The 17,280-nt window shown below is 59.1% G+C and carries 15 protein-coding genes and 1 pseudogene; 5 read left to right on the plus strand and 11 right to left on the minus strand.

Annotated elements, in window-relative coordinates; genetic code table 11:
* Positions 1-12 precede the first annotated feature (12 nt).
* From trpD to IVB05_RS10300, 7 genes are all read right to left on the minus strand, one after another.
* Positions 13-1,026 carry an anthranilate phosphoribosyltransferase gene (gene trpD, locus IVB05_RS10270; RefSeq protein ID WP_247520595.1) on the minus strand — a complete coding sequence of 338 codons (1,014 nt, stop codon included), beginning with the start codon at positions 1,024-1,026 and terminating at the stop codon, positions 13-15.
* A 1,612-nt stretch (positions 1,027-2,638) separates the two neighbouring features.
* Complete coding sequence (locus IVB05_RS10275) at positions 2,639-2,815, minus strand: hypothetical protein (RefSeq protein WP_247784050.1); 177 nt, start codon at positions 2,813-2,815, stop codon at positions 2,639-2,641.
* Between the two features lie 143 nt (positions 2,816-2,958).
* Positions 2,959-3,501, minus strand: coding sequence for a hypothetical protein (locus tag IVB05_RS10280; RefSeq protein WP_247784051.1), 543 nt, complete (start codon positions 3,499-3,501; stop codon positions 2,959-2,961).
* 515 nt (positions 3,502-4,016) lie between these two features.
* Positions 4,017-5,639, minus strand: a complete 1,623-nt coding sequence (locus tag IVB05_RS10285; RefSeq protein WP_247784052.1) for a carboxyl transferase domain-containing protein — start codon at positions 5,637-5,639, stop codon at positions 4,017-4,019.
* Positions 5,626-6,129 carry a biotin/lipoyl-containing protein gene (locus tag IVB05_RS10290; protein WP_247784053.1) on the minus strand — a complete coding sequence of 168 codons (504 nt, stop codon included), beginning with the start codon at positions 6,127-6,129 and terminating at the stop codon, positions 5,626-5,628. The genes IVB05_RS10285 and IVB05_RS10290 overlap by 14 nt, the downstream gene beginning before the upstream one ends.
* A gap of 1 nt (position 6,130) precedes the next feature.
* The gene (locus IVB05_RS10295; RefSeq protein WP_247784054.1) at positions 6,131-7,603 is read right to left on the minus strand and encodes a biotin carboxylase N-terminal domain-containing protein; all 1,473 of its coding nucleotides are present in this window, start codon (positions 7,601-7,603) and stop codon (positions 6,131-6,133) included.
* Positions 7,604-7,782: 179 nt separating this feature from the next.
* The gene (locus tag IVB05_RS10300; protein WP_247786649.1) at positions 7,783-8,004 is read right to left on the minus strand and encodes a hypothetical protein; all 222 of its coding nucleotides are present in this window, start codon (positions 8,002-8,004) and stop codon (positions 7,783-7,785) included.
* A gap of 1,273 nt (positions 8,005-9,277) precedes the next feature.
* Between IVB05_RS10300 and IVB05_RS10305 the strand changes: the two genes are divergently transcribed.
* The 3 genes from IVB05_RS10305 (at position 9,278) to IVB05_RS10315 (ending at position 10,734) form a co-directional block, all read left to right on the plus strand.
* Positions 9,278-9,508: a hypothetical protein gene (locus IVB05_RS10305; RefSeq protein WP_245319848.1), complete on the plus strand. Its 231-nt coding sequence runs from the start codon at positions 9,278-9,280 to the stop codon at positions 9,506-9,508.
* A 391-nt stretch (positions 9,509-9,899) separates the two neighbouring features.
* Positions 9,900-10,271, plus strand: coding sequence for a DMT family transporter (locus IVB05_RS10310; RefSeq protein WP_256473232.1), 372 nt, complete (start codon positions 9,900-9,902; stop codon positions 10,269-10,271).
* A gap of 25 nt (positions 10,272-10,296) precedes the next feature.
* Positions 10,297-10,734, plus strand: a complete 438-nt coding sequence (locus tag IVB05_RS10315) for a DMT family transporter (protein ID WP_256473440.1) — start codon at positions 10,297-10,299, stop codon at positions 10,732-10,734.
* 310 nt (positions 10,735-11,044) lie between these two features.
* Here IVB05_RS10315 and IVB05_RS10320 read toward each other — a convergent pair whose 3' ends face one another.
* Positions 11,045-11,404 (minus strand): DUF885 family protein, encoded by a 360-nt coding sequence (locus IVB05_RS10320; RefSeq protein ID WP_256473234.1) that lies wholly within the window; start codon positions 11,402-11,404, stop codon positions 11,045-11,047.
* A 147-nt stretch (positions 11,405-11,551) separates the two neighbouring features.
* On the opposite strand from IVB05_RS10320, the gene istA reads away from it, so the two are divergent.
* Together istA and istB are read left to right on the plus strand one after the other, a co-directional pair.
* On the plus strand, positions 11,552-13,105 hold the full coding sequence (gene istA, locus IVB05_RS10325) for an IS21 family transposase (RefSeq protein WP_247783851.1): 1,554 nt from the start codon (positions 11,552-11,554) through the stop codon (positions 13,103-13,105).
* Entirely contained in the window at positions 13,102-13,914 is an 813-nt protein-coding gene (gene istB / locus IVB05_RS10330) for an IS21-like element helper ATPase IstB (protein WP_247783850.1), read from the plus strand. Before istA ends, istB begins: the two co-directional genes overlap by 4 nt.
* Positions 13,915-13,934: 20 nt before the next feature.
* On the opposite strand, the gene IVB05_RS10335 is transcribed toward istB, so the two are convergent.
* From IVB05_RS10335 to IVB05_RS10340, 3 genes and pseudogenes are all read right to left on the minus strand, one after another.
* Positions 13,935-14,924, minus strand: a complete 990-nt coding sequence (locus tag IVB05_RS10335) for a DUF885 domain-containing protein (RefSeq protein WP_346771843.1) — start codon at positions 14,922-14,924, stop codon at positions 13,935-13,937.
* 5 nt (positions 14,925-14,929) lie between these two features.
* Entirely contained in the window at positions 14,930-15,487 is a 558-nt protein-coding gene (locus tag IVB05_RS43740; protein WP_346771844.1) for a DUF885 family protein, read from the minus strand.
* Positions 15,488-16,491: 1,004 nt separating this feature from the next.
* Positions 16,492-17,103: pseudogene (locus IVB05_RS10340) on the minus strand (hypothetical protein); the annotation flags it as partial.
* Positions 17,104-17,280 lie beyond the last annotated feature (177 nt).

Here is a 17,280-nt window from a genome sequence, read left to right on the forward strand (position 1 = left end):
TAGGCTCGGCTGTTAAGCGTTGGATACTGCGATTAGGTGTTTCAACCGCGCCGCCGCGGCACCGCTACCAAGCGATTTCTGCCCAAGAGCGACGCCTTCCTTCAAGGTTTTGGCACGGCCGGCCACGATCAATGCCGCGGCCGCATTGAGAAGCGCGATATCGCGATACGGGCTTGGGGTGCCGTCGAGCACGCTTTGCAGCGCCACTGCATTGGCATCGGCATCGCCGCCCTTCAGTCCCTCGCTGGCACAGCGGGGGAGACCGGCCTCTTCGGGGGTCACTTCGAAGGTGCGGATCTCGCCGGTCTCAAGCGAGGCAACAAAGGTCGGGCCGGTCAAGGTGAGCTCATCAAGTCCGTCCAAGCCGTGCACCACCCACACCGACTCAGCGCCAAGAGTCTTCAACACTTGCGCCAAAGGCAGCACCCACTGCCGCGAAAACACCCCAACTATCTGTCGCTTGACGCCCGCCGGATTGCACAGCGGTCCGAGCAGATTGAAGATGGTGCGGGTCGCAAGCTCAAGCCGGGTCGGGCGGACGTGCTTCATAACGGGATGATGGACCGGCGCAAACATGAAGCCGATGCCGGCTTCGCGCACGCAGCGAGCGATGTCTTCAGGGGTGATGTCGATCCTCACACCGAGCGACGCCAACACGTCAGCAGCGCCCGAGCGCGAGGACAGTGCGCCGTTGCCATGTTTGGCCACCCGTACGCCAGCACCAGCGACGATGAAAGCGGCGCAGGTCGACACGTTGACCGAGCCCAAAGCGTCGCCGCCAGTGCCGACAATGTCGACGGAATCGTGCGGCGCATTGACTCGCAGCATCTTACTCCGCATCGCGGAAGCGGCGCCGGTAATTTCGTCCACCGTCTCGCCGCGCACCCGCAGCGCCATCAGAAGTCCGCCCATCTGCGAGGGTGTGGCTTCGCCCGACATCATGCTGTGAAAAGCTGATGCCGTCTCCTCGCAGGTCAACGTGGCGCCACTGGCGAGCTTGCCAATAATCGATTTGAGGGCGTCCATCGTGCTTTCGAACGTGCTTGGTTGTAGCTATTGCCAGCGTTTTGCCAGGGCGAAGGTAGCCTCTTTGATCGATGTGCCGACCTCCATGTTCCAGCTTAGTGACAAAGGCCGCGCGCTGTTTGTCGCACAACATGTGTTGAGGGCCTTCTTTCAGCTCTTTGCCCTCGTCGGATGCGAAATCGACAGGCGGCATGATCTGCCAGCCTTCCGGCTTCATCAGCGGAAGGTCGATTCGAACAGGCGTCAGTTGCAAATTGGCATTCATGCGTTCGGCGACCCGGCGGGCGCGTCAGCCGGTAGCCATGGCTTGCGTGGCGTAGGTTTGGTCATAATTGATTCCTACAACCTGACGCAGCGTCAGGTTCAATCCCTTTTAATGGCTTGGCTGAAACGTTTGTGCCGCCCAATATGCAATCTCGCGCGTTCCAGAGTGACGGGGACACAAGCGACCAAGTGCAGCCCGCCGCCCTCTGAGAAACCGCCCTCCCAGGGCAGTTTAGCTGAATGGAAACACGTTCTGCGCGTGTTTCCGGGCAGACCAGGACGACTGAGAAATCTTGGCGGCCGAGGAGCGGGCCGCGCGCGGCGGCCACCAGTGCAGGGGTCCTCGCGCAAGTCATGATACTTCCCACATTCATGCTGGTTATCGAATCGATCGGGATGGACGCCAGATCAAGCCTTCAGAACTCATCCTGGCTTGGGCTGACGAACATGGCTGGACGACTATCGCCGACAACAGCCGTACGGCCCGTAGGTTACATGGTTATCCTAGGATCTTTTTCATCGAGATCGTCACGACACCTAGCGTTGTCGTGTCAGATGGGCTCGAGGGCGCAATCGTCCATCCGGAGCATCCGCGGACAATGGCGATCGCTTACCGGCTGTTCACGACAAAGGCCCGGATTCCGCACAGGCAGGCGCGAAGTCGAGAACTCGTAACAGTCGCTAGGCAGTGTCTGGAAGTCGTTTAGCTTCTGGATCGTCGAGGCTGACAACTTCAAAGCGGCTGAGCCTCCTGAATCGTGCTTCCGCTCCTTGCGCCGCGCGCGACATCGCCACCACGTGACGGTCGACGCTGTAATTATTGAACCCAAGAAGCTTAAGATCACGATGGGGCGCAAAGAATGAGAGGAACGAATCCAAAAGGAAACCCGCCGTGACCTAGCCAAGTTGTGTCGACAACGGCGACTGTTATTGCCCCAAGAACGACACGCACAATGACGTGACCGGGCCCCTCGACCTTGCATAGATCTCGGCGCAACTACCCAGCAGCTCCACCGGATCGCGCACCAATCCCCGAGCGAGCGTATCTTCCACTGTGCAATACATGCGGCTCAGAGCCGCGAGCCATTACGCAGCATTCATGAATGTGGTCTCCTCGAGGTGGTGCGGGCGCAAGAGGGTGGGGTACGGAAATAGTCGCCTAAAATGCTGATCGTGCTGGCTCGATGCCACTCGCTCGACCTGCCGCTTCAGATCGGTGATAGCGGCGTGAAGCCTCGCATTACGATCACGCACCGCCTCGATAGTCCCCTTTTATCGGCCCGCGGGACGTCTGGTCTGCGGGCTTAGAACGGTGTGGTTCATGGACGGGTCGGTCTTTTATTCGTTTTCAGGTGCGCGCGATCATTAGACCAGCATTCTCCAGGGCATCCAGGATCTTGCCCGCATCAGCCGGCGCATCGTGTTGGCGCTCGCCAGTGAGGGCGCCGGCAATGACCGCGTACGCCTCCTCGCGCTCGGCCGGCTTGTGCACAGTATATTCGCCGCAGACATTGCAGGCAATCATCGGTCGGCCGCTCCAGGGATCATGTGACGCGATTTCGCACCAATCATCGGAGTTGCATTTCGGGCACTGCATGGGCGAGGGGCTCCTGCCAGTTCTCAGCTCGCGAGCTCGGTTCTAGTCAAGTCCAAAGGCGCTTGGGCAGCTTACCTCTGCAGAAGCATCGGCAGTGTGGAGCTCGCCTCGGCCATTCCAGAAGTGAATAAAGCTAGCGAGGCCAGCGCGGAAATAAACGAACAGACGTGGCAAATGTGCGCGGCGTTCGCAGCGCGCAAGCGGCGCGCCTCTTGGATCCGTTGTGGCTCACAAGTCCTGAGCCTCGAAACCGCCATTTCAGCAGCGGCGCCGGCGAACATTGCAAGGAAAGCGAGCGCAGCCCCCAACGCGAAGTACATCGCTGCTGAAGAGAGGGCGCCGATAAGGCTCAGATCGATTGTGGCTCTGGTTTCTACGCCTTCGAGAGATGACAAGACTGCAAGCCCAGCTCCACAGTTGATCAATATCAGAGCGCGAAGCGCAATCGGGACTGAATCGAGGGCAGCCTCTCTGACAAATGTGCGAACTTGGACCTTGCGAGGGGCGCGCTGAGTAGCTTCGCGGTTCAGGCCGTGATGCCATTTCCCGTCTTTTACCGCCTGCCCTTGATCGAAGTGTTCTTCAAATGTTGATTGTTTGTTGGGCTTGTCCACTAGGTGTGCTCTTCGGTCCGTTCGGGGCGACGAGAACGTCGCTTCGGGCGCTTGGGTCGCGGGATTTGATCCTTTGAGAGGCGAAAAGCTAGTCGGGCCCCAAAGGCGATAAGCGCAAGCTGCGTGCTTGAGACAGCAAATCGCGTTCGCTCAAGGACATATCGGCGTCGGAAGCTGATGAATCCCATTCGTGTGATGACCTGGTGCTGGCACAGAACGTTTCTGAAACCGGTCGCGCGTGTTGCGTTAAACTTCGCTGATGCATCAGCGCCTCAGTGGTCGCCACCGGAGCGGGTTCGAACCCGGTCTCCTCTAGCTGCTTCGAAAGTATCGATACTGGAGCACATTGAGTTCAGATCCGGCTCTCATCGGCTGAAGGCCGCGGCGAAGGTGATGCGTTTCCACTTATCTTCCTTTCCGTGAGTGTGGAGGTAGACCCAGCCGCCGATTTGGAAGCCGTCAAATCGAAGGATCGGCATGATCAGCGCCTTCTCGCTTTGCGCCTGATCCGATCGCTACAGTCTGAAGACGCCGTAACGTGGCGGCTCGATGGGAGTATTGAGCGAAGCGCTCAGGACGATTGCGAGCGCGTTTCTGGTGTCGACGGGATCGAGAATGCCGTCGTCCCAGATTTCGGAAGTTGCATAGTAGGCGCTCGATCGTTCCCGATACTCTTCGACAATAGGCTCTCGAATGGCCGCCAAATCTTGTTCCGATAAACGTCCACCCGCCCGGGCCAATTGTCTTGCCTTGACATGGGTAAGCACGCCTGCCGCTTGCTCTGCACCCATCGCTGAAATCTGAGACTGCGGCCAGGAGAACATAAAGCGTGGATCGAAAGCTCGTCCCGCCATAGCGAATGTCCCCGCTCCGTGGGAGCGGTTGCAAATAACCGTGAATTTAGGCACCGACGCTCCAGAGACGGCCATGATCAGCTTGGCGCCATCCTTGGTGATGCCACGCCGTTCGTATTCGCGGCCGACCATGAAACCCGTGATATTCTGCAGAAACAGCAGGGGCGTTCGATTCTTGTCGCACAATTGGATGAAGTGAGCGCCCTTCAGCGCGCTATCGCTGAGCAGCGCGCCGTTGTTTGCAATAAGCCCGATCTGATATCCATAGAGGCGGGCGAAGCCGCACACCAAAGACTCGCCATAGCGAGGCTGGTATTCGTGAAATCGGCTGCCGTCGACCAGACGGGCGATAATCTCCCGCATGTCGAACTGCACTCGAGGATCCCTGGGAAGAATGCCGTACAACTCAGACGCATCGTAAGCGGGCGGCTCAGGAGCGACCCTATTGATCGAGGCTTTCGTAACACGATTGAAACGAGCGACAATGTCCCGCGCGATGGCAATCGCGTGCATCTCGGAGTGTGCGAAATAATCACTCGTTCCAGACACGCTGGTATGCATATGAGCGCCGCCAAGCTCTTCGACGGATACCGTTTCGCCCGTGGCCGCTTTCACGACTGGGGGGCCCCCTAGAAAAATCGCGCCCGTTCCCTCCACGATGATGTTGTAGTCGCTAAGTGCGGGTACGTACGCCCCTCCCGCGGTGCAATGACCCATTGCGATGGCGACTTGCGGCACTCCCATCTTTGAGAGAATGGATTGGCTGCGGAAGATTCGACCCGCGTAATACCGATCCGCGAAGAACTCCGCCTGCAAAGGCAGGAATCCTCCAGCACAGTCGCACAGATGAACCACGGGCAGACGGTTCTCGATCGCTATATCCAAAGCGCGCACGATCTTCTTGACAGATAGCGGGTACCATGCGCCGCCCTTCACGCTCGCGTCATCCGCGTGAACAATGACTTCGCGACCCGATACGATGCCGATGCCGACAACCTGCGCTGCTCCAGGCACCTCGCCGTCGTAAGCCTTGTTAGCGGCTAGCGTCGAAAGCTCGAGGAACGGAGTTTCTGGATCGAGCAAAGCCTCAATCCGATCACGCACAAACAGCTTGTTTTGCCGACGCAGGCGCTCAAGGTCCCGTTCGGGACGGTTGAAGCGGGCGGCACGTTGCCGTTCCTTTAATTCGGCCGCAAGTCGTTTGTTGTGGAGTTCGTTGAGGCAAAAGTCGTGGGATTTGACATCCGCTGCAGAAGCGATCCGCTGCATCTCAACGCCCTTCATCGGAGAGCGTAACCAGCACTGCGCCTCGCTCGAAGCTCTCGCCTTCGTTGAAGTGGATTCGGTCAATCACGCCGTCCCGTGAAGAGCGTATGATGGTTTCCAACTTCATGCTCTCGATTTTCATGAGCGCCGTGCCTGCGGAAACGGATTGACCAGGCGAAACGCTGGTCGTCACGACGAGGCCCGGCATTGGCGCGCGGGTCAGAAGATGATCCGCCTCATTATTCGCGCAAGCGAGCGTTCTCAACGGGTCGCGGTAGTGCAAAATCCGCGTCCTGCCGCGGATATGCACGTGAATGACCTCGCCGTCGATGGCGAACCTGACCGGTTCGCTTTCGCCAGCGATGGTAAGGACGCCGCAACCCTCGGCTTGCTGGGAGAGCGCGACTGGGGCAATCACTTTATTACACAAGCGAAGGCGATAGCCCCGTTGGCAGCGTGAAAGCGATAGCTGATAATCTACGCCATCAACTTCAAAAGAGTGTTTCACGTCAGTTTCTCCAGCTGCCCAGCGCGGCGTGAAGCTCGGGCACGGCATCTGCCGATTCGCGGACAGGTCTCGTCAGGAGGGCGGCTGTGGCGAGGAAGGCCGATAAGTCGGACGCAGCTTCGCCCGATGCGATGTGCGGATTTTCCTCAAGATATCCCGTATGGACGTGTCCGCTCAGAAAAGCCTCGTCGCGGAGGATACGTGTGAGAAAGTGTGCGTTTGTCTCGCAGCCGAGAAGCACCAGTTCACCGATCGCGCGATGGGCCTTCAGCGCAGCCTCATTGCGCGTCGGCGAATGCACGATGATCTTTGCGAGCATGGGATCGAACGCTGTCGTGATCTGCTGGCCTTGCACGACGCCACTGTCGATCCGTATGCCGTCGCCGTCCGGATACTCAAGAACAAGTACCTTGCCAGTCGTCGGAACATATCCGCGTTCCGGGGCTTCCGCATACAGTCTAGCCTCGATCGCGTGTCCTTTCGAGACAATATCGGACTGCGAAAATCCAAGTTCGCGGCCCGCGGCGACATAGATCTGTTGAGCAACAAGATCGATGCCGGTGATCATCTCGGTCACACTATGCTCAACTTGCAGACGCGTATTCATCTCAAGAAAATAGAACTCTCCGCCGCCGTAGATGAATTCGACAGTGCCTGCGTTCTGGTACTTGGCGGCACGCGCGATGCCCGCGGCAGCTTCGCAGACCCGCCTGCGCAACTCCGGCGACAGTGCGGGGGACGGCGCCTCCTCGATGACCTTCTGGAACCGGCGCTGCACCGAGCACTCTCGCTCGAAGAGATGGACCACGTTTCCGAAGGAGTCGCCGAGCAGCTGAACTTCGATGTGCCGCGGGTTTTCGACGTATCGTTCGACGTAAAGCCGGCCATCGCCGAAGTATCTCTGCGCCTCACTGCGCGCCTGCGCAATCGCATCCTCCAAGTTAGCGAGGTCGCGCACGATCCGCATGCCCTTGCCGCCACCTCCAGCCGATGGTTTCACCAGCAAAGGAACGCCAACAGTTCGCGCCCTGAATGTGAATGTCGCTGGATCATCTTCTTCGATCGAAGGTGCAACCGCAAAACCGTTCCGCTGAACGAAGTTGCGGGCCCTGATTTTGTCGCCCATCAGCTCGATGCTTTCCGGAGCTGGCCCGATGAAAGCAATGCCCGCCTTTGTGACGGCCCTGGCGAACTCAGCATTCTCGGAGAGAAATCCATAGCCCGGATGAAGAGCGTCGGCGCTCGCCTTGTGGGCAGCAGCAATGATTTGCGGGATATCGAGATAGGCGGCAATCGGCGTGCGACCGCTGATTGCAATCGCCGTGTCAGCCATGGCGACAGCCGGCGTCCCCGCATCCGCATCGTGGTAGACAACTGCAGAGCGAAGCCCCAGCCCTCGCAAGGTCTTGATGATTCGTACGGCAATCTCGCCTCTGTTGGCGATCAGAATGGTTTGGAAAGGTAATTTACGCATTCGCCTGTTCGTCCAAGCAAGTGCCCAGCGCCGAGAATTCCGTCATTCGCAAGCGGTTGGTGCAGCCTCAATTGCCCGCGCCCTTTCATCTGTCCCCATTCGGCGTTACCCTCCTGGATTCAGCCCCAGGGGCTAGTCTCGAACGTGGGCAATCGAAGCCGCCGGGCTATGGCGCTGGCTCATTTCGAGCCTTCCTTTCCCTTGGCAGAGTCTCGAAACGATATCACGTAGCGACATTGGTCACTCAGGTTTACGAACTTGGCTCTGAGACAGGCAGTGATGGCTCCTGCATCAAGTATGTGGCTGCTACAAAGGCGAAGCACGTCCGGTGTGCAAGCCTCTCGTTCCTCCGGCGTCGCCAGCCGATCTCGCGCACCCGCCTGTTCGGCGCATAGACCCATTGTCGTCACAGCAGCAACAGCAAGTGTCGCTGCACAGCGGTGTACTTTGAAAAACCAAGACCGATACGTTCGCTGCTTTTGATTCACGATATCCTCTTCAAGTCGATAAATCCTGCGGTATTGTTCTTTCTGCGCGAAGCGCAGCATGACCTGTCTACCGCGAAACAGGTCGGAACCATTCAAAGCATTGACGGCCGCGGAAGCGTACTCGCGTATCTGCACACCCATCGCAGCGGTGCTTCGGTCGCCTATTCGTAGATACCGTAATTTCCGAGCGCATCGAGGCGGCTAAACGGCCGATGAGCCAGAGCCGCCAACGCCGAGCGAAACAACGATTGCGACCCGGCTAGACGAAAGAAGTTACGATAGCGGTAAGATATACCTCGGGGGCAATTGTGGATTGAGCGACCTCCAACATGCTCCCGAAGCTGCATCTGGTTGAGGAGAGAGAACCAGGAGCGGTCTGTAACAGCCGGGGCTATCACCCACATGCTGCGCAGATCGGGCCAAATTCGCATCCTGTTCCGGGTGCAACGTGGCCAGTTTGCGATGCGGCCGATAGACCAGTTCGCTTTCGGGTAAGTGCTCGAGCATCGTGATTTTGCGACGTGAGCTCACGAGTGTGGGGCATTAGCAATTCTCATCACTTGGCGGGAAGCTTTGAGGTGGCCAGAGGCGGCGCCACCTGTTTTTTAAGATCGTACAATCTGACGCTACGTGCGATTCAAGCCCTCGCCAGGACTGCTGGTGTGGATATACCTAAAATTCGCAGGCCCAAGAGCCATCTGGCGCGAATAGAGTGAGAGGCCTTTCACGGCAAATCTCAGTTCCATTCCCATCTAGCCCGAGCGGAGCCGTGCACGTAAGCGACAGCTCCAGCACGGCTGATCCCTTTAAGCAGGCAAGTGGAGAGATCGAAACATTGAATAGGTTTGCGATCCTTGTCAGCGTAAACTGCGCGCGGCGGTAGCAGTTCGAAAGCGAAGAGCGTTTATTCCCGAGATGGCAGGCGCTTTAGATGTGCCGCCTTTACACGTTCGTCCTGGAAGAAACTCGACCTAGCGCGCCTTCGAAGGAGATCGTGGCGCCTATGGGTCGTATCTTGCTGGGTCCGGCTGCCACCGAGCTGTGTGAGGCATAAGCAAAGCAACTTTATCAACAGCTCAATACGTGTGCACCCGCTTCGGCTTTCTCAAGCGAATCGCGCCCCTTGCGAATTGTGCGGGGAGGGCGACTACGTAATGATACGGAGGGCTGGTGTCGCATTCTCTTCATGTACGAAGTGCATCTCATCTACATGAAACCCAAAGATCCGTTCTACGATCCCAAATTCTGGCGAGGCCGTGCGGAAGCGACGCGGACCAAAGCGGTGTCGTTCGCTGAAGGCAAGTCCAGAGATAGGCTCCTTAAGATCGCCGAGGAATATGAGAAGCTAGCCCGACGCGCAGAGGAGTGGCCGACGCTCAAAAAAGATGGCGACGCCGAGCCTGATCGCAGCTCCTGATGCTTGGCCGGCTTTTTGATAAAATGCTGAGTAGCTCTCTCGGAGCGGCTAGGTTGGTTCCTTTGCTCGATGCGTCACACGGATGCGGGCCGATTTGGATTACTCGGCCGTTAGCCGTTCGGTCATCGTGATCAACCTCACGATCAAACAAGCGATGCCTAACGTTAGCACCCTGGTTCTTTATCTCGCAGATCCGGTACCATCCAGAACCTTGGTCGCTATCTCTGGAGGAGGCTGATTGCGACGTGTCAGCCAACCATGGAGTTATCCGCGGCTGCTGATCTATTGCACGAACCTGGGTGTCACACGCTCTGATGCAAGCGAAAAGCCATCCGATGAACCAGCCTAGCCTTTTCGTACCGCTTCTTTGCGGAACCCTTGCGATGGCTAGTTGGAGTATCGGCAACGTCCTGTCCAAGGCCGCGCCCTCTGCTGTATCGAGCCGCTCTCGCTACTAACAGGGCAGTTGGCTGTGAGTGCCGCAAGCCTGACCGTACTATCCATCTGGTCAGGCGCGCCGCCACGCTTGAGCGATTGGCGTGCTGGCCTTCCGGGCCTCCTGCAGCCGGCGCTTGCGTCTGGTTTGTCGATCTTCGGCCTGACGATGCTACCGGCTTCTGTGGAAGCGATCCTGTTCGCAGTTGAAACGCCAATGATCATACTCCTCGCGTGGCTGATCCTTGGCGAGACCCCCAACCGGGGCGTCGGCTTGCTCTGCTTGTTGGCCTTTGCCGGAGTTGGTTTGCTGAGCTGGACACTCTGAACCCGATCCCTACGCAACGCGCGGACTGGGAGTCGGCGTCGTCCTCGGCGGTGTTCTATTTGCTTCACTCTACAGCGTCACAGTCCGTTTGATGTCGCGTCGGATCGATGCGCTGCGGCTTACGACAGCAAGCCAAATCGTCGCGTTCGCAGCAGTGGGATGTGTATGGATTGGTGTTCGTCCATTGCCGACGCTCACGCCAACTATCACTGATGTTATTTTGGTGGTCGCATCCGGATTGCTGCTCATGTCAATTCCATTTCTTCTCTACGGCCTTGCGCTGGAGCGCATGAGCGCGACCGCGGCCGCGCTGTTGCTGCCGCTAGTTCCGATGTTTACGTCCATCTTCGCATCTGTTTTCCTTCAGGAAACCCTGACTGCAAGACAGTGGCTAGGGGCTGCCACTGTTCTCGTGTCGGCGCTTGGAATGCCCTTGGCCCTGCGTTCCAAACCGCACGATTGACCTGGATCAATTTGGCGCAGGACACGTCGTCTCGCCCGCGGCCCAACCAATCAAAAATGCCGCGGCTTCCTCGGCCGCGGCCAAGTTACGGGTGGACAGTTCCTTTTTCAGATGTCTGGGGCAGGAGATCGAAATTTCTACCCATTTCACCCTCTTTGCGGGCGGCCCGCTCGATCCTCGGCGACCAGATTCATTTGGACCGTCGGCACATAATCCACCCGGAAGATGGCTCCTCGTTTCTCGTCCGGCCCAGATGACGCGACAGAAGCAGGATCAGATCGTCCCGCCTTGTATCTGCGCGCATCGCACGCTAGCCGCGAGAAGTTGCGCCGGGGCCTTTGCTTGCAATCCAGCGATCAACGAGCTCGCTGAGGAGTCCAAAGGGAAGTGCACCGCTGCCGAGGACGACATCGTGGAACTCGCGCGTGTCGAACGCCCGGCCCAGCTGAGAACTTGCCTTGCTCCTCAAGGCGAGCAATTGCTGCATGCCCACCTTGTACGCAGTAGCCTGACCCGGGATGACGACATAGCGTTCCACCTCACTTATGATTTCGGACAAGGGGTTCGGCGTTACCTTGCGTAGGTAGTCGATCGCTTGTTGGCGCGTCCAGCGACTAGTGTGGATGCCGGTATCCACCACAAGCCGCGCGGCGCGCCTGCCGCGCGACAATCAGGGTGACAAGGGAGCGTCAATCAGGATGAGAGAGCTTCGCCGGGCTCGTGACGCAGGGAGGGCGTAGCCCGACCGGAGTTACGAGCCCGGCGTCGGCGCGATCCACAGGGGACCGCGCCGACTGGTGATCGCGGCCGGCTGGTTGTGCAAGTGGTTCTTCCGCCAAGAGGAATCACTCGCTTGCCAGGCCGACACATAACCAATCACCAGATGAGGCTCTACATGAAGTACCGTCAGACAGATACCCCGCCAGTGGCCGCCGCCAAGGCGTCGTTCAGTACCTCGACCGCGTATCGCTTCGAGAAGGATAGAAGGCTCCCGTCGCGGAGGAAGGGAGCCCGCGACCGCCGCCGGCCGGATCCCTTGGCCGACGTGTTCGAGACTGAGGTCGTGCCGATGCTCAAGGCAGCCCCTGGCGTGCGGCCGATTGCGATCTTCGAGGAGTTGTTACGACGCCATCCTGAACTCGGAGCCGGCATCCGTCGCACCCTGGAGCGTCGCATCCGCTCCTGGCGGGCAATCCACGGCAAGGAGCAGGAAGTCATCTTCCGTCAGACCCACGAAGTGGGTCAGGTCGGCCTGTCCGACTTCACCGACATGGGCGAACTGGGCGTCACCATCGCGGGCGTGCCGCTTGGTCATCGTCTCTATCACTTCCGGCTGGCCTATTCCGGGTTTGAGCACGCCCATGTTGTGCTCCGCGGCGAGAGCTTCGTCGCCCTGGCGGAAGGACTGCAGAACGCTCTGTGGTCGCTCGGCGGCGCGCCGCGGGACCATCGCACCGACAGTCTGTCGGCCGCCTTCTGTAATCTCGACCGGAATGCTCAGGACGATCTGACGCGGCGATACGAGGAGCTGTGCGCCCATTACGGCATGCGGCCGACCCGCAACAATCGCGGCATCGCCCATGAGAACGGGTCGATCGAGAGCTCGCATGGCCATCTCAAGCGGACGATCGCCGACGCGCTGCTGCTGCGCGGCACCGCCGACTTCGACGATCTTGCCACCTATCGCGGCTTCATTGACGAGATCGTCAGCCGCCGCAATGCGCGCAACGCCAAGCGGATCGATCACGAGCGCACCGCCCTGCAGGCGTTGCCGGATTTGCGCACCTCGGACTACGAGGAAGTGATCGTCCGCGTGACGTCGACCGGCGGCTTCACCTTGCGCAAGGTGTTCTACACCGTGCCGTCGCGGTTGATCGGCCATCAGCTGCGGGTTCGCCTCTATGACGATCGCCTCGACGTGTTCGTCGGTAGTACGCATCTCCTCACCCTGTCGCGCGGCCGGCCGCATCCGAGCGGCAAGCATGATCAGATCGTCGATTACCGGCACGTGATCCATTCGCTGCGGCGCAAGCCGATGGCGCTGCTCAATCTGGTTTATCGTGATCAGCTGTTCCCGCGCGATGCGTACCGCCGAACCTTCGACTTCTTGCGCGAACGGTTGCCGGACAAGAAAGCTTGCCGGCTGATGGTCGATCTGCTGGCCCTTGCGCATGAGCGCGGCTGCGAGGCCGAACTCGCCGATCAGCTCACGGCCGATCTTGACGCCGGCCGACTGCCCGATCTCAACCGGCTGCGCGCTCGCTTCGCCCCTGATCTTGCTCACGTGCCGAACGTCGTCGTGCATCTGGCACCGCTCACCACCTATGAATGCCTCATCGGTGCCACCGCCGAGATCGGAGGTGCAGCATGAGCACGGCCAACACCGTCGATACAGCGCGCCTCAATCTGTTGCTCAACGAGCTGCGGCTACCCGCCATCAAGGTGCTGTGGCCGCAATTTGCCGAGCAGTCCGACAAGGAAGGATGGCCGGCCGCCCGCTTCCTCGCCAGCGTCGCCGAGCACGAGATAGCCGAACGCGGCCGCCGTCGCATCGAGCGCCACCTGGTCGAGGCGCGGCTGCCCGCCGGAAAGACCTTCGACAACTTCGACTTCGAGGCCGTACCGATGGTCTCCAAGGCGCAGGTGACCGCGCTCGCCGCCGGCGATGGATGGCTGGGCAAGGGCGCCAATCTGCTCCTGTTCGGCCCGCCCGGCGGCGGCAAGAGCCACTTGGCGGCAGCGATCGGCTTGGCCCTCATCGAGAACGGATGGCGCGTCCTCTTCACCCGGACCACCGATCTCGTGCAGAAGCTCCAGGTGGCGCGCCGCGAGCTCAACCTCGAGGCGGCCGTCAATCGTCTCGATCGCTTCGATCTCATGATCCTCGATGACCTCGCTTATGTCACCAAGGACCAGGCCGAGACCAGCGTCTTGTTCGAGCTCATCAGCGCACGCTACGAGCGGCGCTCGATGCTGATCACCGCCAATCAGCCATTCGGCGAATGGAACAAGGTCTTCCCCGACCCCGCGATGACCCTCGCCGCCATCGATCGCCTCGTTCACCACGCCACCATCGTCGAGATGAATGTCGAGAGCTATCGCAGGCGGACCGCCCTCGAACGAAAACGCGGTCCCGGTCGCCCGACATCGCACGCGACACCCAAAACCGTCGCTGATTGACGCTCCGCGACAATCAGAGTTCAACAAAACTCTTGCGCGCGACAATCATCGCGGCGATCATCACCTCGCCGCGACACCGACTCGCCATCCTGATTGTCGCCAGCTTCCCATCCAGATTGTCGCGCTATAACGCGCCACAGCTCCGCCGCGAGCCGTCCGAAATCGGACATCGGATCGCGATACGCACCCATGTCCTTGGCAAGCGATTCAGCATATAGCGCCCATCCTTCCGAATAGGCGGTGTACGAGGCGAACTTCTGGAAGGCGGGAACTCCCGTTAGTTCTCTCGCAATCGCATTCTGCATGTGATGACCCGGCACGCCCTCGTGGTACGCGAGAGCTTCGAGCTGGAACGTCTTCAGGATTTCCATTCTGGACAGGTTGACGTAATAGACACCGGGCCGGCTTCCGTCAGCCGGCGGGCGCTGATAGAAGGCGAGGGCCCCAGAGTTCTCACGGAAGGCCTCGACGCGCCTGACAACCAAAGGAGCTTTGGGAAGCCTGCCAAAAGAATTGCCGAGCTTGCGGTACATCGCATCCAAAATGCGGGATGTTTCGCGGAGGTAGGTGCTCCGTCCCTCCTCGGTATCGGGATAGACAAACTTGGGGTTTGTCTTGATGTGCTCGAAAAAAGCGGCGAGTTCGCCGCCAAAGCCAAGCGAGTTCTTTATCTTTTCCATCTCTCCGTGGATCCGGGCGATCTCCTCCAGCCCGTACTCGTGGATTTGTGCGGCCGACAGCTCCGTCGTGGTTATGTGCCTGAGCGCCTGCGCGTAGAACTCAAGTCCGTTGGGGTGCTTCCAGGCGCCGTCGTCCGTGCTGGACGAGGCTTCGAGCCGGCCCGCCGCCGCAATCAAATCGACGTAAGCCGGCTGGACGAACCTGATCATCGCTTGGATGGCTGCTTCAATAAGCTTGGGCTTCTTCGCGTAAGATATTGGCAGCGCCTCGAGCTTGGTGCGGAAGTCCGCAAGCCACGTCGAGTCCTTTCCTGAAGCATGAAAGGGCACGCCGCTCAGAAGATTGCGACAATCCCGGATGACCTTTCATAAACAAATCTGGGAGCGAAAATCCCCTTGCGAGAACGCAGCTCGACACCGTCGATGAGTTGTGCGACCAACCTGCGGACGCCCTCGAGGCGAGAGATGTAGGCCTCCGCATCCTCGACAGCGTCGATAGGATGATGGTTGAGCAGGAAGGCCGGAATGGACGATTGCCAGCCACCCATTTGGTTTAGCGGGTAGTTGTAATGCCGGAACTTGTCCGCTTCTAGCGCTGTCACGCAGTTACTCTCGAATAGCCGATAGCTGAGCTTGGCCGCGTCCGGCAACGTCTGCGGATCGAAGTCCGCGCGCAGTCGATCAAGGTCCTGCCGAATCTCGCGAACCGCTTGGTCCCGTGCTGGTTCGTCGATCTCGTCCCATAGATGCTGGCGATCTTTGCGCCCCAGCAAGGCGGCCTCTCTCATCGGGCTCAGTCGGATTTGCCGTTCGAAGGCCTGTTCGAAGAAAACACCGAGCGCCTCGGTTTGCGGTGCGGCCGTAACCGACTGAGGCATGGTAGGCTTGTTCATGGTGTTCAAGGTCCTCGATTGAAAACTGCGGCGAGTCCGCTCCTGAAGATCACCGCACTGCTGTTGTGAGGATGCCGCGAACGAAGCAAGCGGCGTGCCGAATTGAATTGCAGGTTTTTGACGGCACTTCGTAAGTGTGTGTAGCGTCAAGTTGCTGACATTGGTTCCAAGGCTGACAATCGCCGCTGCTAGTTGTCCGGCAGGACGTTGCGCAGCGGGAAACCGTTTTTTCGAAAAACTTTCCCATGGCGTACTCGATGTGCGCCTTTGCAGGAGTCGGAGACGAGCACCGACGCAAGGCATGAATGCTGTGCATCACTCTTTGAGGACGCGCGCAGAAGGTTGGTCTTGAAATCACGCCGACGCTGATTCGCGCGTTGTCGTCGTTGCGGCCTGGCGACGGGGAGGCGCCCGGGAGGGTACGCGGGAACCCCCGATTCGCCCAGATTTGACGGCGGGTTGCGCTTTGCTCATAGAAAATAGGGCTTTCCCCGCCCATAAACGAACTTGCAGGGGCTACATGGTCGCACCGGCGAATAAGCCGGCTATAGAAACATGGCCCTTTTAAGCGAGTACGGCCGCACGAAACGGAATTCGCGCCGGCATTCGGCCGAGCAAATCGCCCAGATAGCCGCATCTATCCGGCAATGGGCGGGACGATGCCGATCCTAGCCGCCGAGCGATCACGCTCGGCGCGGTCAAAGCCAAGATGCAGGAGATTTCATTAGCGAACTGCGGTCGATGAAATGTCGCCGCATGTTGGAGAGAACACTAGCGGCCGCAGTTCCGCAATCGATGGCGAACGGGGGCAGCGACTTCCTCCATCTTGTTCTAGGAGGCGCATCTCACCTTCGAGGGTAAGTCCGTTGCTGAAATCGCCATAGCCCTCGGTGCGCTGGAGCGCCTTCTCGACTTCCGCTACGGCTCGCGAGAGGGTTCGGCCTGCTCGGAATTCTCATGGTAAGGAGACGACGAGAATGACCCCGCTCGCGGTCGCGGATCAGCTATGGTCGGCATTTGGCGCCGGCCAAGTCGGTCAAGTTGATGCGATCATATTCGCGCCAGACATTCGCGAGCCAGTGCCGAACATAGCCGCGCAGCACGAAGGAGTGGTTCGCGGCATCCTCGTTCCGACCCTTATTGGCTACAAAGTTCACGAACGGGACGGAAGCAACTTCGACCTGCTCATAGGCCATCTCGTTGAGCTTCGGGATCGTCAGCTCGGTCGCGTTCTTGATTCGGTGGAAGTAGGAGTTGTAGGTCGACTGGTCCCACTGGAAGAATTGAGTGTCGTTGATGAAGTTCTTCACCAGAAAATACTTTGCACCAGTCATGAAACCGGCGGTCTCAGCGATCTCATCCAGAGAAGCGATGGAGGATCCCAAGATATGGAATACGGCAAAGGTGATCTGGCCGGACCTCGCGGCATCCAAAAAACCGATGTCGCGCAAGGATGCCAGCGCCGGGGACAGCAAGCCTTCGCGGGCGTCGATCACGGTGACGGATAGCCCTGAGTTCAGTGTGTCGAAGATCTTCATCTGATCCGCAGTCGTGGTCATGTCGACGATCTCGGTGATCTCGGGGTGGAAGCGCTTCAACGTTCCTCGCGGGGACTCCCCAGGCCACATTGCGACTTTGCTCGCCTTCAGTGTCATTTCAATAACCGCTGAGAGCGCTTCCCCTCCTGGCACAAGCTATACCTGAATAATCGGTCATCATCCGCAAGCGAGAAGCTCGACTTCGCAAGCCATGCCGATCAAACTTGATTTTTTCACTTGAGGCATAGATGCCTG

This window comes from Bradyrhizobium sp. 170 (assembly GCF_023101085.1).
Lineage (GTDB): Bacteria > Pseudomonadota > Alphaproteobacteria > Rhizobiales > Xanthobacteraceae > Bradyrhizobium.

Bases quoted from the DNA above. Each gene is read 5' to 3' on its own strand.
- trpD (WP_247520595.1), bottom strand. From the start codon at position 1,026: ATGGACGCCCTCAAATCGATTATTGGCAAGCTCGCCAGTGGCGCCACG.
- IVB05_RS10285 (WP_247784052.1), bottom strand. From the start codon at position 5,639: ATGAAGGGCGTTGAGATGCAGCGGATCGCTTCTGCAGCGGATGTCAAA.
- IVB05_RS10295 (WP_247784054.1), bottom strand. From the start codon at position 7,603: ATGCGTAAATTACCTTTCCAAACCATTCTGATCGCCAACAGAGGCGAG.
- IVB05_RS10275 (WP_247784050.1), bottom strand. From the start codon at position 2,815: ATGATTGCCTGCAATGTCTGCGGCGAATATACTGTGCACAAGCCGGCC.
- istB (WP_247783850.1), top strand. From the start codon at position 13,102: ATGAGCACGGCCAACACCGTCGATACAGCGCGCCTCAATCTGTTGCTC.
- IVB05_RS10305 (WP_245319848.1), top strand. From the start codon at position 9,278: ATGTACGAAGTGCATCTCATCTACATGAAACCCAAAGATCCGTTCTAC.
- IVB05_RS43740 (WP_346771844.1), bottom strand. From the start codon at position 15,487: ATGAACAAGCCTACCATGCCTCAGTCGGTTACGGCCGCACCGCAAACC.
- IVB05_RS10300 (WP_247786649.1), bottom strand. From the start codon at position 8,004: ATGGGTCTATGCGCCGAACAGGCGGGTGCGCGAGATCGGCTGGCGACG.